Origin of the sequence: Nitratidesulfovibrio oxamicus (assembly GCF_015731765.1) — a bacterium.
Lineage (GTDB): Bacteria > Desulfobacterota > Desulfovibrionia > Desulfovibrionales > Desulfovibrionaceae > Cupidesulfovibrio > Cupidesulfovibrio oxamicus.
The window spans coordinates 1-535 of sequence record NZ_VRYY01000794.1; the positions used below are offsets into that span (position 1 = coordinate 1).

Below are 535 nucleotides of genomic sequence, written 5' to 3' on the forward strand. Positions count from 1 at the left end.
ACGGCGGCCCGCCCCGCCGGGGACAGGGCGGTGGATGCGCCCCGCGCCCCGGCACCCCCGGCAAAGCGCCCCAGCAGGTCATCGCGAAACACCACGCACACCGCGCCCACGGTCACCAGAAACAGCGGCCAGTCCGCCCCATAGCCGATCCAGGAGCGGGTGGTCGCCACCGTGTGCAGGTAGTCAGCCGCCAGCAGCAGCACGTACAGCAGCAGCGGCTGTATGCCGCCACGCGGCCTGCCGTCCAGCACGGCCCACGCGCCCCACAGCAGCAGGGCCAGCGCGGGCAGGCGCAACTCCTGCGTCAGGTACAGCACTACGCCCGCCTGCAACGCCTCTCCCAACCCGGTCTGGCCACCCACCCCGGCGGTCATGGCCCGGAAGGCGTCCCATGCCCCGGCGGCGTGCAGCAGCCCTGCGAATACCGCGATGGATGCCGCCGTGCCCAGCGCCGCCATGGCGCCGTCGCGCCAGTGCAGGCTGCGCAAACGAACCCGCAGGGGAACGGCTGCGACATCGTGCGGGGTGTCGCGCG

General features: G+C 73.6%; 1 pseudogene. It reads right to left on the minus strand.

What is annotated here, in order from left to right:
• Window positions 1-535, minus strand: a pseudogene (locus FVW20_RS18610) (hypothetical protein); the annotation flags it as partial.